Consider the following 12733-nt stretch of genomic DNA (forward strand, 5'->3'; position numbering starts at 1 on the left):
GGCGGCCACGGGGACCTGGACCTGGACCACAAGGAGCGGCACGGTGAGCGAGACCAGCACGGGGGACGCGGTGCGGGCGGCCGCGGGCAGCTGGCGCCGCGCGGGTCTGGCCGGCGCGGCGATAGGCGTGGTGGCGGCGGGAGCCGCCGCCGGGGTCGCGGTGGAGCGGCTGACCGTGGGGCGCGGGATGCGCAAGAAGGCGCGGCTGGCGCTGGACGCGACGGGGCCGTACGGCGCGCTGCGCGGCGCACCGGGGCGTGCCTACGCCGACGACGGCACCGCGCTCTACTACGAGGTCGACGAGGCCGAGCCGTCCGACAGGGCCCACGGGGCGCGCAAGCGGCGACTCTTCGGGCGCAAGGCGCCCGCGCCCGTCACCGTGGTCTTCTCGCACGGCTTCTGTCTCAGCCAGGACGCCTGGCACTTCCAGCGGGCCGCGCTGCGCGGAGTGGTACGGACCGTCCACTGGGACCAGCGCAGCCACGGCCGCTCGGCGCGCGGCGAGGGGCAGACGCAGGGCAGGCCCGTCACCATCGACCAGCTGGGCCGCGATCTCAAGGCGGTCCTGGACGCGGCCGCCCCCGAGGGGCCGCTGGTGCTCGTGGGGCACTCGATGGGCGGGATGACGGTGATGGCGCTCGCCGACCAGTACCCGGAGCTGATCCGCGACCGGGTCGTCGCGGTCGCCTTCGTCGGCACCTCCTCCGGCCGGCTGGGCGAGGTCAGCTACGGCCTGCCGGTGGCGGGGGTCACCATGGTGCGCCGGGTCCTGCCCGGGGTGCTCAGGGCGCTCGGCTCGCAGGCGGAGCTGGTGGAGCGGGGGCGGCGGGCCACCGCCGACCTCTTCGCGGGGATGGTCAAGCGGTACTCGTTCTCCTCCCGGGACGTGGACCCGGCGGTGGCCCGGTTCGCGGAGCGGATGATCGAGGGGACGCCGATCGACGTGGTGGCGCAGTTCTACCCGGCCTTCGACGACCACGACAAGGAGGCGGCGCTGCAGGTCTTCGCGGAGGTGCCCGCGCTCGTCCTGGCCGGCGACCGCGACCTGGTCACGCCCAGCTCGCACAGCGAGTCCATCGCGGACCTGCTGCCCGACGCCGAGCTGGTCATCGTGCCCGACGCCGGGCACCTGGTGATGCTGGAGCACCCCGAGACGGTCACCGACCGGCTGGCGGACCTCCTGGTGCGCATCGGCGCGGTGCCGGAGGCGACTAACGTTGGCACGTATGGAAGCACCGCACACCCAGGCCGCTGAGGCCATGACCCGGCTCACCCTCGACTCGCCCGCCGAGATGCGGGAACTGGGCCGCCGCATCGCGAAACTGCTCCGCCCGGGCGACCTCGTCCTGCTCACCGGCGAGCTCGGCGCCGGCAAGACGACGCTGGCGCGCGGCCTGGGCGAGGGCCTGGGCGTGCGCGGCGCGGTGACCTCCCCGACCTTTGTGATCGCCCGCGTCCACCCCTCGCTGACCGGCGGTCCGGCCCTGGTGCACGTGGACGCGTACCGGCTCGGGGGCGGTCTGGACGAGATGGAGGACCTCGACCTCGACGTCTCGCTGCCCGACTCCGTGGTCGTCGTGGAGTGGGGCGACGGCAAGGTGGAGGAGCTCTCCGACGACCGGCTGCACGTGGTCATCGACCGGGTGGTCGGTGAGACCGACGACGACCGCCGGGTGGTGACCGTGACCGGTCTGGGTACCCGCTGGGAGGGCGCCGGGATCGACGCCCTGTAGCCGTGCGGTGCGGGGCGGGGCGCGTGGGAGACGTACGTTCCGACAAGCCGTCGGCAAAATGTTGCGCGGGTCCCGCCGACCGTGGTCACATGGGAGGCGAGACCTGGTTAGGTCTACCTAACCACGCCTTCTCCAGGAGCCGGGAGGCCGCCATGACCGTGTCGGAGCGCCGAGCGCAGCCGCAGCGCACGCAGGGCGTGTCCATGAACGATCTGCTGGCCTCCTGCGCGGCGGCGAGCGCTGTCTCCACGCCGCCGAAGCAGCGGGAGACGGACGCGAGCGAGCCCCCCGAGGCGAAGGAGCCGACTGCGGAGAGCGGCGCGCGTCGCGACGCAGCCTGAGCCGCATCACTCGTTCGGGTGTTTCTCGGAGTACGTCGGGAGGGGCCGGGCGGGCGCCCTGCGGCACCACGGCGGTCTTCGAGCCCTACGGCACCACAACGATCTTCGAGCCGATCGTGGCGAACGTCCAGAGCGCGTTGCCGTCCTCGCGCTTCATCCGGATGCCGCCGGTGCGCTTGCCCGGGGCGGGGCTGGCCAGCTTGCCGTCGACCGCCGCGCTGAAGCCGATGGTCACGGAGTCGACGGTGGCGAACCGCACCACGTGCTCGATCGGCACGCCGTCGGAGCCGGGCACGGAGGCCGCGCGCGAGGTCACCGCGTAGTTGCCGGGCTTGGGGCTGACCGTCGAGGGCATGACCTCGAAGGTCTTGGGCGGCAGGCCCTTGAGGGTCTTGGTGCCCACCAGCCAGACGCGCTTGGCGCTCAGCGAGTAGACGACGCGCGGTCCGACGCCCGAGTTCGGCGGCAGGGCCGCCGCATTCTTCGCGGGTGTCTTCCCCTTGGGCGTCGCCGTGGACGCGCTCGGGGCGGGCGAGACGGTGGTGCCGGGGGCCGCCAGATCCGCCTGGGACGGGGCGTTCGCCGACGCCTGATAGGCGAGGAAGCCGACCACCGCGAGCGCCGCCGCGGTGAGCCCGGCCACAAATCCCGAGCTGCTCCTTGCCACCTGGCTCGCCCCTTTCGTCCGTACCGGCCGCAAGGCGTACAAGCCTGCGGTCATATCTGCGGCTGACGGTAGCAGCCGGTGGCCACAGGGGCGGGACGCCGTGCCCCCGGCGCCGTGGCCGTAGGCTGTTCGCGTGCTCTTGCTCGCCGTTGATACCGCCACTCCCGCCGTGACCGTCGCCCTGCACGACGGCACCGACGTCGTCGCCGAGACCAGCCGGGTGGACGCCCGCCGCCACGGGGAGCTGCTGCTGCCCGCCGTCCACCAGGTGCTCGCGGACGCCGGGCTCGCGCTCGACGCCGTCACGGACCTCGTCGTCGGGGTCGGCCCCGGCCCCTACACCGGACTCCGCGTCGGCCTGGTGACGGCCGCGACCTTCGGCTCCGTGCTGGGCGTGCCCGTCCACGGGCTGTGCACGCTCGACGGCCTCGCCTACGCCTCCGGCATCGAGGAGCCGTTCGTGGTGGCCACCGACGCGCGCCGCAAGGAGGTCTACTGGGCCCGCTACGAGAACTTCCGCACCCGCGCGGGCGAGCCGTCCGTGGACCGGCCCGCCGACATCGCCGAGCGGGTCGCGGGGGCGCCGGCGGTCGGCGCGGGTGCCCTGCTCTACCCCGAGGCGTTCCCGGACGCGCGCGGGCCCGAGCACCAGTCGGCCGCTGCCCTCGCGGCGCTGGCGGCCGAGCGGCTCGCGGCGGGCGAGGCGTTCCTGCCGCCCACGCCGCTCTATCTGCGCCGCCCGGACGCCCAGGTGCCCAAGAACTACAAGGTGGTCACCCCGCGGTGAGCGTGGTGCTCCGCGAGATGCGCTGGTGGGACATAGAACCGGTGCTCGCGCTCGAACACGACCTGTTCCCCGAGGACGCCTGGTCGGCGGGGATGTTCTGGTCGGAGCTCGCGCACGCCAGGGGGCCGGGCGCCACCCGCCGCTATGTGGTCGCCGAGGACGCCTCGGGCCGGCTGGTGGGCTACGCGGGCCTCGCGGCCGCCGGCGGCCTCGCTGACGTCCAGACCATCGCCGCGGCCCGCGACCAGTGGGGCACGGGCCTGGGCGCCCGGCTCCTGACCGACCTGCTCAAGCACGCCACTGCCTTCGAGTGCGACGAGGTCCTGCTCGAAGTGCGGGTGGACAACACACGGGCCCAGAAACTCTACGAGCGCTTCGGCTTCGAACCCATCGGATTCCGGCGGGGCTACTACCAGCCGGGCAACGTGGACGCGCTCGTGATGCGCCTGATCGTCCAGGAACACGACCGAGAAACAGATAGAGACTGAGTGATGGCTGACGAACCGCTGGTACTCGGCATCGAGACCTCCTGCGACGAGACCGGCGTCGGCATCGTGCGCGGCACGACGCTGCTCGCCGACGCCGTCGCGTCCAGCGTGGACACCCACGCCCGGTTCGGCGGTGTGGTGCCCGAGATCGCCTCGCGCGCCCACCTGGAGGCGATGGTCCCCACCATCGAGCGCGCCCTGAAGACCGCCGGGATCTCCGCCCGGGACCTCGACGGTATCGCGGTGACGGCGGGTCCGGGCCTCGCGGGCGCGCTGCTCGTCGGCGTCTCGGCCGCCAAGGCCTACGCGTACGCCCTCAACAAGCCGCTGTACGGGGTGAACCACCTGGCCTCGCACATCTGCGTGGACCAGCTGGAGCACGGGCCGCTGCCCGAGCCCACGATGGCGCTGCTGGTCAGCGGCGGCCACTCCTCGCTGCTGCTGGCGCCCGACATCACCGCGGACGTGCGCCCCATGGGCGCGACGATCGACGACGCGGCGGGCGAGGCCTTCGACAAGATCGCGCGCGTGCTCGACCTGGGCTTCCCCGGCGGCCCGGTGATCGACCGGCTCGCCAAGGAGGGCGACCCGGAGGCGATCGCGTTCCCGCGCGGGCTGAGCGGCCCGCGCGACCCGGCGTACGACTTCTCCTTCTCGGGGCTGAAGACGGCCGTGGCCCGCTGGATCGAGGCGAAGCGCAACGCGGGCGAGGAGGTGCCGGTCCGCGACGTGGCCGCCTCCTTCCAGGAGGCCGTGGTCGACGTCCTGACCCGCAAGGCGGTCCGGGCCTGCAAGGACGAGGGCGTGGACCATCTGATGATCGGCGGCGGCGTCGCGGCCAACTCGCGGCTGCGCGCGCTCGCCCAGGAGCGGTGCGAGAAGGCCGGCATCCGGCTGCGGGTGCCGCGCCCCGGGCTGTGCACGGACAACGGCGCCATGGTGGCCGCCCTCGGCGCCGAGATGGTGGCGCGCAACCGGGCCGCCTCGGACCTCGACCTGTCGGCGGACTCCTCGCTGCCGGTGACGGACCCTCATGTGCCGGGTACCCAGGGCCACGGGCACACGCACGACCACGACCACGTGCACGAGGTCAGCAAGGAGAACCTGTACCCGTGACGGTCGCGCTGATGTGGGAGGCGCGGGCGGTCCAGGGCCGGGGCGGGGAGCTTCTGGACTGGGCCCGCGCGCAGACGCTGCCGTACGCGCCGGTGCGCCGTGAGGTCTTCGCGGCGCCCCAGGACCGGGTGCTCGTGATCACCTGGTGGGACGCTGCGTACGACGCGGAGCTGCCCGAACTGCCGGAGCCGGCCGGGGAGTTGGTGGCCAGGGCGGTCCACCGCTGGCGCTTCGAGTCACTGGGCGTGGAACCTCCGGCCTGAAATCTGCATCGACCTGTACGCAGAGTGCGTATCGGTCGGCAGTTCGGACGGTTGGTTCACAGTGGGTAAGAAGAGCGCGGCAGCGGTGGCTTTGGTTCTGTCCGGGGTGCTGCTGGCCACCGGCTGCTCCTCCTCGGACGGCGGCTCGGGGAGCACACCACGCACGAGCGGCGGTCCGGCCGCCAAGCCCTCCGCGTCGGCCTCCGCCCCGGCCCAGGGCGCCCAGGACGGGGCCGCGAGCGCGGCCGCGTACCGCAAGTGGGGGCTGAAGCCGCTGCCCCAGGCGCCCGCGCCGCCCGCGCGGAAGCCGGTGCCGGCGAAGCCGGGCGAGGTGCCGGTGATCAGCGACATCCCCACCAAGGACAAGGTCGTCTTCGTGACCTTCGACGACGGAGCCGAGAAGGACCCCGGGTTCGTCGAGATGATGCGGGAGTTGAAGATCCCCTTCTCGATGTTCCTCACCGACGCGGCGATCAGCACCGACAAGGGCTACTTCAAGCCGCTCCAGCAGCTCGGCAACGCCATCCAGAACCACACCCTGACCCACCCCAACCTGCGGACCGAGTCCGGCTCCCGCCAGCAACGCGAGATATGCGGCCAGCAGGAGAAGCTGGCCAGGGAGTACGGCAGGGCGCCCCGGCTCTTCCGGCCGCCGTACGGCAACTGGAACGAGGCGACGCGGGCGGCCGCCAAGGCGTGCGGCATCCAGGCGATCGTGCTGTGGCGCGAGTCGATGCAGATCCAGAACATGCAGTACCAGCGCGGCGACAAGAAGCTGCGCCCCGGCGACATCATCCTGGCCCACTTCCGGGGCAGGAGTGAGCTCAAGGGCCACACGATGACCGAGATGACGGCGAACATGCTGCGCCACATCCAGGAGCAGGGCTTCGCGGTGGCGCGCCTGGAGGACTACGTCTGAGCCCCGCCGCACCGGCTCCGACGGGCCGCTCGGCGGACTGCTCGACAGCGCCTCGACGGAGCCGGAAAAAATTTCCCGAGAAAATCCCGGAGCCGTGTCGAATCCGGCCCGGCCCGTTCGACGTAGGAGTGAGAGGCGGGGAACGGCCCCGCAGCCACCCTCCGGACCCGGTCCGGACGTGTTGAGGAGAACACCATGCCGCGCTACCTGTCGATGGTCCGTGTCAACGAGGCCGACGCCCCCGCCGAGGGCCCCAGCGCCGAGCTGATGCAGCGTATGGGCGCCCTGATCGAGGAGATGACCAAGGCCGGTGTGCTGCTCGACACCGCCGGGCTCACCCCCACCGCCCAGGGCACCCGGGTCACCTGGTCGGGCGGGAAGCTCTCGACGACCGACGGGCCGTTCACCGAGTCCAAGGAGGTCGTCGGCGGCTACGCGCTCATGCAGTGCAAGGACATGGCCGAGGCGATCGAGTGGGCCAAGCGGTTCCTGACGATCCACGAGGAGCACTGGACGGTCACCTCCGAGATCCGCGAGATCTTCGAGGGCTGAGCGGCCCGCTGAGCGCCCGCCGACGGCGTGCTCGCGGACGGCGATTGCCGCCGGGCCGCGCGGGTGTTCTCATGACTGCCCGTGAGCACAGAAAAGGACGCCGTCGAGGCCGTCTTCCGGATCGAGGCCCCGCGCGTCATCGCCGCCGTCGCACGGATCGTGCGGGACGTCGGCATCGCCGAGGAACTGGCGCAGGACGCGCTGGTCGCCGCCCTGGAGCGGTGGCCGGAGACAGGAGTCCCGGACAACCCGGGCGCCTGGCTCACGGCCACCGCCAGGCACCGGGCCGTCGACCTGGTGCGCCGCCGGGAGAGCTACGCGCGCAAGCTCGCCGAGATCGGCCGCGACCTCGACGAGGCGGTGGCCCCGCCGGAGTTCGCGGCGGCCGAGGACCCGGACACGATCGACGACGACCTGCTCCGGCTGATCTTCACCGCCTGCCATCCGGTGCTCTCCACCGAGGCGCGCATCGCCCTGACGCTGCGCCTGCTCGGGGGACTGACCACCGACGAGATCGCCCGCGCCTTCCTCGCCCAGGAGGCCACCGTCGCCCAGCGGATCTCCCGCGCCAAGCGGACGCTGGCCAAGGCCGGGGTGCCGTTCGAGGTGCCGCGCGGGCCGGAGCGCGCGGCGCGGCTCGCCTCCGTCCTGGAGGTCATCTACCTCGTCTTCAACGAGGGGTACGCGGCGACGGCCGGCGACGACCTGGTGCGCCCGGCGCTGTGCGAGGACGCCCTGCGGCTCGTACGGGTGCTGGCCGGGCTGATGCCCGAGGAGCCCGAGGTGCACGCGCTCGCCGCGCTCCTGGAGATCCAGGCCTCGCGCACGGCCACCCGCACGGACGCCACGGGCGCCCCCGTGCTCCTCGCCGACCAGAACCGCTCCCGCTGGAACCGGCTGCTGATCCGGCGCGGCTTCGCGGCCCTGACCCGCGCGGGCGAACTCGGCGGCGCGGCCGGTCCGTACGCGCTCCAGGCCGCCATCGCCGCCTGCCACGCCCAGGCCGCCTCGTACGAGGAGACCGACTGGGCGGCGATCGCCGTGCTCTACCGCAGGCTTGCGGCGATCGCTCCCTCCCCGGTGGTGGAGCTGAACCGGGCGGTCGCGGTGGCCATGGCCGAGGGCCCCGGGGCGGGCCTGGCGCTCGTGGACGCGCTCGCCGCCGACCCGGCGCTGCGCGGTTACCACCTGCTGCCGAGCGTCCGGGGCGACCTGCTGGAGCGCCTGGGGCGCAGGGAGGAGGCGCGCACGGAGTTCGCGCGCGCGGCCGAGCTGACGCGCAACGCGCGCGAGCGGGAGCTGCTGCGGGCGCGCGCGGAGGGCTGAGCCCGGGGCTCTCGCGGAGGGCGGGCCCCGGGGCTCTCGCGGGCTGCCGATGAGTTTCGGGCGGGGGCCCGGTCTACCTTTCCGAGCCGTCGGTACCCGCCGGACGGCCGGCCGAGAGGGAGGCAGCGCCCATGTCCGCACAGAAGATCACGACGTTCCTGTGGTTCGACGACCAGGCCGAGGAGGCCGCCGGGTTCTACGTCTCCGTCTTCGGCGGGGACTCGCGCATCGTCGAGACCACGCGGTACACGGAGACGTTCCCGGACCAGGCCGGCCGGGTCATGACCGTCGACTTCGTGCTGGCCGGCCAGCGCTACACCGCGCTCAACGGCGGCAAGCAGGACTTCTCCTTCAACGAGGCCATCTCGCTCTCCGTCGACTGCGCTTCCCAGGAGGAGGTGGACGAGCTCTGGGCGAAGCTGACCGCCGACGGCGGCGAGGAGGGCCCGTGCGGCTGGCTGAAGGACAAGTACGGCCTGTCCTGGCAGATCGTCCCGCGCGCCCTGCGCGAGATCCTGTCGGCCGAGGACCGCGAGGGCGTGAACCGGGCGGTCGGCGCCATGATGAAGATGAAGAAGCTGGACGTGGCGGGGCTGCGACGGGCGTACGAGGGCGGCTGAGCGGGCGGGTGACCGGTTGGCCGCGACCCGGTCCGACCGGGTGGGCGGCCCACCGGGCCGGTGCGCCAACCGGGCGGGCGGCCCACCGCGTCGGTGGGCCAACCAGGCGGGCCGGAGGGGACCTTGGGGGCGCCGGTACCCTCATGTCCATGCCGTTCCGTACGCCCCTGCCGCCGCCCCCGCCCCCGGTCGCGATACGTACCTGGCCCGACCGGGACGCGCTGCTCCGGGACCGTGCGGCGGTCCTGGACGACCTGGTGGCACGGCAGTTGGGCCCGGGGCGGATCGCGGCCCACTGGGGCTGGGCGGTGCTGCTCGCCACCGGCTGGGCGTTCGTGGGGACGGCGGTGATCGCCTTCACCGAGGCGCTGGACGTGCTGTCGGTGCTGTACGGGGCGGTCTGTCTGGTGATCGGCCTGGGCGCGCTGGTGCCCACGGCCGTGGCGATCGTGGCGGGGCTGCGCAAGGACGCGCGGATCCGCCGACTGCTCGCGCAGTGGGCCGAGTTGGACCGCCATCCCGCGGCCGACGCCGGGCTGCGCGCGCCCGGACTGAGCCTGGCGTGGCTGCTGCCCGGCGGGCTGATGTGCGCGGTCGGCCTCTTCGTGTGCGTCACGGTCCCGGCGGGGGCGCGGCCGGGCGACGACACCTACGGCGTGGTGGCGCTGGGGATGGGGCTGGGGCTCGTGTGCTGGCTCTCCGGCCTGATCGCGGTCAACAAGGCGCTGTCCCACCGCCGCTGGGCCCTACGGCTTCTGCCGTCCGCGCGCCTATCCTGAACGCGCGTACGCACGTCGCACGGTTTTCGGGGGAAGGCGGCAACATGGAATGGTACTGGTGGGTCCTCATAGTCTTCTGGATGGGAGGCTTCGGCTGGGCCGCCGACACGGGCCGCACGGCCCTGCGCACCCGCCACGAGCGCCGGCTGGAGCGCCTGGAGGCGGCCAGACAGGAACGCCTCGCCCTGGAGGCGGCCCACCGCCCCCCGGAGCCGGTCTGCGGCTGCACCCACCACCTCGCCAAGCACGACAAGCAGGGCCTGTGCCACGAGCGCGTCGAGATCCCGGTGGCCTGGGACGAGTCCAAGCACCCGCTCCGCTTCGAGCCGGGCCGGTGCAACTGCCAGCAGTACGTGGGTCCGCAGCCGCTGTCGCACGTGTTCGCGGAGGAGCTCACGGATCTGGCGTAGGGGGCGCGGCCGCCCGGGCCGCCGGTCCTGGCTGCCGTCCGGCGAGAACGGCGCGGCTTTCCGGCCCGGCGGGACGGTCTTCAGGCCTGGGCGGGGACACGCCCTTCCGGGCATGCCCCGGAGCAGGGGCGCCCCGGGGCATGCCCTAGGGCCGCTGGACCGGATGCCCGATCAGCATCGTCGGCGCCCCCGCCACCCGCGTCAGGAACACCGTCGCACTGGCGCGCCCCTGGAGCTTCATCTTGCGGCGCAGCTCCTCCGGCTCCACCGCCGAGCCGCGCTTCTTGACGGTCAGCACGCCCACCCCGCGCTCCCGCAGCAGCGCCTTGAGCTTCTTCATGTTGAAGGGCAGCTCGTCGGTGATCTCGTACGAGGTGGTGAACGGGGACGCGTACGGCTCGTCGCTCGTCACGTACGCGATGGTCTCGTCGATGAGGCGGCCGCCGCACTCCGCCACGATGTCGGCCACCAGATGGGCCCGGATGACGGCCCCGTCCGGCTCGTGGAGGTAGCGGCCCACCGGGCCGACCGGGGGCACCGGGAGCGGGGCCGAGGCCCGGAGCGTGGCCTCGGCGGGCAGGAGGGTGGCGCGGACCGCGCCCGGCGTGCGGGCGTGCCGGGGGGCGTGCGCGCCGCCGAACCAGAGCACGGCCTCCTTCACATCGCCCCCGTCCGAGATCCACTCCGCCTCGGCCCCGGGCGGGACCGCCTCGTGCGGGATGCCGGGCGCGATCTTCAGGGCGGCGAGCGGGGCCTTCAGGGCGGCGCCGACCGCCCAGGACAGCGGCGGCGAGTACGCCTCCGGGTCGAAGATGCGCCCGCGCCCGCCCCGCCGTGCCGGGTCCACGAACACCGCGTCCCACCCCGAGGTGTCCACGTCGGTCACATCCGCGCACCGCACCTCGATCAGCTCGGCGAGGCCCAGCGCCGCCGCGTTGGCGCGGGCGACCTCGGCCGTCAGCTCGTCGCGGTCCACCGCGAGGACGGAGATCCCCGCCCGGGCCAGCGCCAGGGCGTCCCCGCCGATGCCGCAGCACAGGTCGGCCACGTTCCGTACGCCCTGGGCGGCGAAGACGCGGGCGCGGTAGGCGGCCACCGAGGCGCGCGTCGACTGCTCCACGCCGTTGGGCGTGAAGAACATCCGGTACGCGTCGTCCGCGCCGAACTTCGCGACCGCGCGCTGCCGCAGCCGCGCCTGGGCCAGGGCCGCCGAGACCAGCTCCGGGGCGTGGTCGCGGCGCAGCCGGGTCGCCACCGCCAGCTCCTGGGCCGGGTCGTGGTCGCGCAGCGAGTCCAGCAGGCCCGTGCCCTCGGGGGTGAGCAGGGCGCGGAAGGTGTCGAGGTCGTTCACCCGCCCCATTGTGGGCCAGGCGGGGGACGGCGCACGCCCGGTGTCGGGTGTCGCCTGCGGTAGACCGCCCCGCACTGACAGGATGCGGCGGCATGCAGCTTGTACGACAAAAGGAAGAAAATGGGCGCGGCCTGACGAAAGCCCCCCTCCTGGTGCTCACCGGGCTCGTCGTCGCCGCGCTCGCCTCCGGGTGCGCCGCCGGGGACCCCCGCACGGGCGGACGCGGCGGCGGGGCCGCCGCCCCCGGGCCGCAGGCGTACGACAGCGACGTCGCCCGCGCCCTCGCCGGTTACTCCGGCCGCCTCAAGGAGGCGCAGGCCGCCCGGGTGGCCGCCGCGAAGAGGTGGAAGCTCGCCAAGGTGCCGTTGGCCGCGCCCGCCCCGCCCGCGGTCAAGCCGGAGATCGGCAACCGGCCCGGCTTCGAGACGGAGGGCGGCGACTCGCTGCCGCCCGTCTTCACCACCGTCCCCACCAAGGACCGGATCGTCTTCCTGACCATCGACGACGGAGCCGAGAAGGATCCCCAGCTGCTGAGGATGATGCGGGAGCTGCGCATCCCCTACAGCGCCTTCCTCAGCGACTACCTCGTCCGCACCGACTACCCGTACTTCAAGCGGATGCAGAACCTCGGCGTCACGCTCAACAACCACACGCTCAACCACCGCTATCTGCCCGGGCTCTCCTACGAGGAGCAGCGGCACGAGATCTGCGACCAGCAGGACAAGATCGGCAAGTGGGCGGGCAAGCGGCCCCGGCTCTTCCGGCCGCCGTACGGCAACTACAACGAGGACACTCTGCGCGCGGCCCAGTCCTGCGGGATCAAGGCGGTGCCGCTGTGGGCGGCGGAGGCGTTCCCCGACCGCATGGAGTGGCGCGAGTGGGACCGCGACCTGCACCCCGGCGACATCGTGCTCACGCATTTCCGGGGGCGCGAGGACTGGAAGGGCACGATGCCCGACATGATCCGGCGGGTCATGAAGGTCATCACCGACAAGGGGTACGCGGTGGCCAGGCTGGAGGACTACGTATGACCCGCGCGCACCGGCCGTCGGGCGGTCCGCTGGCCGGTCTGCTGGCGGCCGGTGCGCTGGCGGTGGCGCTGCTGGCGGCGGGCTGTGAGCGCCCCTCCGCCCCGATCGAACGGCTCGGCCGCATGGCCGCGACAAAAGTGGCCGACGCCCGCCGAGGCTTCCCCCGCCCCGGCGCCCGTCCCCCCACCCCCTGGCACGTCCACCCCAACGCGGAACGCACCCAGCCCGCCCTCGCCCCACCCTCCCAGGGCCCCCCTCCGAAAACGGTTGTGCCGGCCCCGACCCGCCAGGGGCGCGGGGAACTGCGCGACACGCCTTCACGGACCCGCATGCAGGGGGCTACGGCACCC

The 12733-nt window shown here is 73.5% G+C and carries 16 protein-coding genes; 14 read left to right on the plus strand and 2 right to left on the minus strand.

Features of this window, described 5'->3' with window-relative positions; all coding sequences use genetic code 11:
- Positions 1-43: 43 nt before the first annotated feature.
- The 3 genes from ACZ4MU_RS22850 (at position 44) to ACZ4MU_RS22860 (ending at position 2074) form a co-directional block, all read left to right on the plus strand.
- Complete coding sequence (locus ACZ4MU_RS22850; RefSeq protein ID WP_467879482.1) at positions 44-1255, plus strand: alpha/beta fold hydrolase; 1212 nt, start codon at positions 44-46, stop codon at positions 1253-1255.
- Complete coding sequence (gene tsaE, locus ACZ4MU_RS22855; RefSeq protein ID WP_467879485.1) at positions 1227-1733, plus strand: tRNA (adenosine(37)-N6)-threonylcarbamoyltransferase complex ATPase subunit type 1 TsaE; 507 nt, start codon at positions 1227-1229, stop codon at positions 1731-1733. Before ACZ4MU_RS22850 ends, tsaE begins: the two co-directional genes overlap by 29 nt.
- 203 nt (positions 1734-1936) lie before the next feature.
- Positions 1937-2074 (plus strand): hypothetical protein, encoded by a 138-nt coding sequence (locus ACZ4MU_RS22860; RefSeq protein ID WP_467879487.1) that lies wholly within the window; start codon positions 1937-1939, stop codon positions 2072-2074.
- A gap of 85 nt (positions 2075-2159) precedes the next feature.
- On the opposite strand, the gene ACZ4MU_RS22865 is transcribed toward ACZ4MU_RS22860, so the two are convergent.
- Entirely contained in the window at positions 2160-2741 is a 582-nt protein-coding gene (locus tag ACZ4MU_RS22865) for a hypothetical protein (protein WP_467879490.1), read from the minus strand.
- Positions 2742-2874: 133 nt separating this feature from the next.
- On the opposite strand from ACZ4MU_RS22865, the gene tsaB reads away from it, so the two are divergent.
- The 10 genes from tsaB (at position 2875) to ACZ4MU_RS22915 (ending at position 10001) form a co-directional block, all read left to right on the plus strand.
- Entirely contained in the window at positions 2875-3528 is a 654-nt protein-coding gene (gene tsaB / locus ACZ4MU_RS22870; RefSeq protein WP_467879493.1) for a tRNA (adenosine(37)-N6)-threonylcarbamoyltransferase complex dimerization subunit type 1 TsaB, read from the plus strand.
- A gap of 17 nt (positions 3529-3545) precedes the next feature.
- Positions 3546-4016, plus strand: coding sequence for a ribosomal protein S18-alanine N-acetyltransferase (gene rimI / locus ACZ4MU_RS22875; protein ID WP_467879841.1), 471 nt, complete (start codon positions 3546-3548; stop codon positions 4014-4016).
- 3 nt (positions 4017-4019) lie between these two features.
- Positions 4020-5132, plus strand: coding sequence for a tRNA (adenosine(37)-N6)-threonylcarbamoyltransferase complex transferase subunit TsaD (tsaD, locus tag ACZ4MU_RS22880; RefSeq protein WP_467879495.1), 1113 nt, complete (start codon positions 4020-4022; stop codon positions 5130-5132).
- Positions 5129-5395: a hypothetical protein gene (locus ACZ4MU_RS22885; RefSeq protein WP_467879497.1), complete on the plus strand. Its 267-nt coding sequence runs from the start codon at positions 5129-5131 to the stop codon at positions 5393-5395. The genes tsaD and ACZ4MU_RS22885 overlap by 4 nt, the downstream gene beginning before the upstream one ends.
- Before the next feature lie 85 nt (positions 5396-5480).
- Entirely contained in the window at positions 5481-6314 is an 834-nt protein-coding gene (locus tag ACZ4MU_RS22890) for a polysaccharide deacetylase family protein (RefSeq protein WP_467879500.1), read from the plus strand.
- A gap of 195 nt (positions 6315-6509) precedes the next feature.
- A complete protein-coding gene (locus tag ACZ4MU_RS22895) occupies positions 6510-6866 on the plus strand; it encodes a YciI family protein (RefSeq protein WP_344074992.1) in 357 nt (118 codons plus the stop codon).
- A gap of 81 nt (positions 6867-6947) precedes the next feature.
- A complete protein-coding gene (locus tag ACZ4MU_RS22900) occupies positions 6948-8192 on the plus strand; it encodes an RNA polymerase sigma factor (protein WP_467879504.1) in 1245 nt (414 codons plus the stop codon).
- Positions 8193-8323: 131 nt separating this feature from the next.
- Positions 8324-8812, plus strand: coding sequence for a VOC family protein (locus ACZ4MU_RS22905; protein ID WP_467879507.1), 489 nt, complete (start codon positions 8324-8326; stop codon positions 8810-8812).
- Between the two features lie 149 nt (positions 8813-8961).
- Positions 8962-9591 carry a hypothetical protein gene (locus ACZ4MU_RS22910; protein ID WP_467879510.1) on the plus strand — a complete coding sequence of 210 codons (630 nt, stop codon included), beginning with the start codon at positions 8962-8964 and terminating at the stop codon, positions 9589-9591.
- Between the two features lie 44 nt (positions 9592-9635).
- Positions 9636-10001: a hypothetical protein gene (locus tag ACZ4MU_RS22915; protein ID WP_467879512.1), complete on the plus strand. Its 366-nt coding sequence runs from the start codon at positions 9636-9638 to the stop codon at positions 9999-10001.
- 145 nt (positions 10002-10146) lie between these two features.
- Here ACZ4MU_RS22915 and ACZ4MU_RS22920 read toward each other — a convergent pair whose 3' ends face one another.
- The gene (locus ACZ4MU_RS22920; protein ID WP_467879515.1) at positions 10147-11361 is read right to left on the minus strand and encodes a class I SAM-dependent methyltransferase; all 1215 of its coding nucleotides are present in this window, start codon (positions 11359-11361) and stop codon (positions 10147-10149) included.
- Positions 11362-11444: 83 nt separating this feature from the next.
- Here ACZ4MU_RS22920 and ACZ4MU_RS22925 point away from each other — a divergent pair, with 83 nt between their 5' ends.
- Positions 11445-12383: a polysaccharide deacetylase family protein gene (locus ACZ4MU_RS22925; RefSeq protein WP_467879518.1), complete on the plus strand. Its 939-nt coding sequence runs from the start codon at positions 11445-11447 to the stop codon at positions 12381-12383.
- Positions 12384-12733 lie beyond the last annotated feature (350 nt).

It is taken from the genome of Streptomyces sp. NPDC026377 (assembly GCF_055567715.1).

Bases quoted from the DNA above. Each gene is read 5' to 3' on its own strand.
- tsaE (WP_467879485.1), top strand. From the start codon at position 1,227: ATGGAAGCACCGCACACCCAGGCCGCTGAGGCCATGACCCGGCTCACC.
- ACZ4MU_RS22860 (WP_467879487.1), top strand. From the start codon at position 1,937: ATGAACGATCTGCTGGCCTCCTGCGCGGCGGCGAGCGCTGTCTCCACG.
- rimI (WP_467879841.1), top strand. From the start codon at position 3,546: ATGCGCTGGTGGGACATAGAACCGGTGCTCGCGCTCGAACACGACCTG.
- tsaD (WP_467879495.1), top strand. From the start codon at position 4,020: ATGGCTGACGAACCGCTGGTACTCGGCATCGAGACCTCCTGCGACGAG.
- ACZ4MU_RS22895 (WP_344074992.1), top strand. From the start codon at position 6,510: ATGCCGCGCTACCTGTCGATGGTCCGTGTCAACGAGGCCGACGCCCCC.
- ACZ4MU_RS22905 (WP_467879507.1), top strand. From the start codon at position 8,324: ATGTCCGCACAGAAGATCACGACGTTCCTGTGGTTCGACGACCAGGCC.
- ACZ4MU_RS22910 (WP_467879510.1), top strand. From the start codon at position 8,962: ATGCCGTTCCGTACGCCCCTGCCGCCGCCCCCGCCCCCGGTCGCGATA.
- ACZ4MU_RS22915 (WP_467879512.1), top strand. From the start codon at position 9,636: ATGGAATGGTACTGGTGGGTCCTCATAGTCTTCTGGATGGGAGGCTTC.
- ACZ4MU_RS22920 (WP_467879515.1), bottom strand. From the start codon at position 11,361: ATGGGGCGGGTGAACGACCTCGACACCTTCCGCGCCCTGCTCACCCCC.
- ACZ4MU_RS22925 (WP_467879518.1), top strand. From the start codon at position 11,445: ATGCAGCTTGTACGACAAAAGGAAGAAAATGGGCGCGGCCTGACGAAA.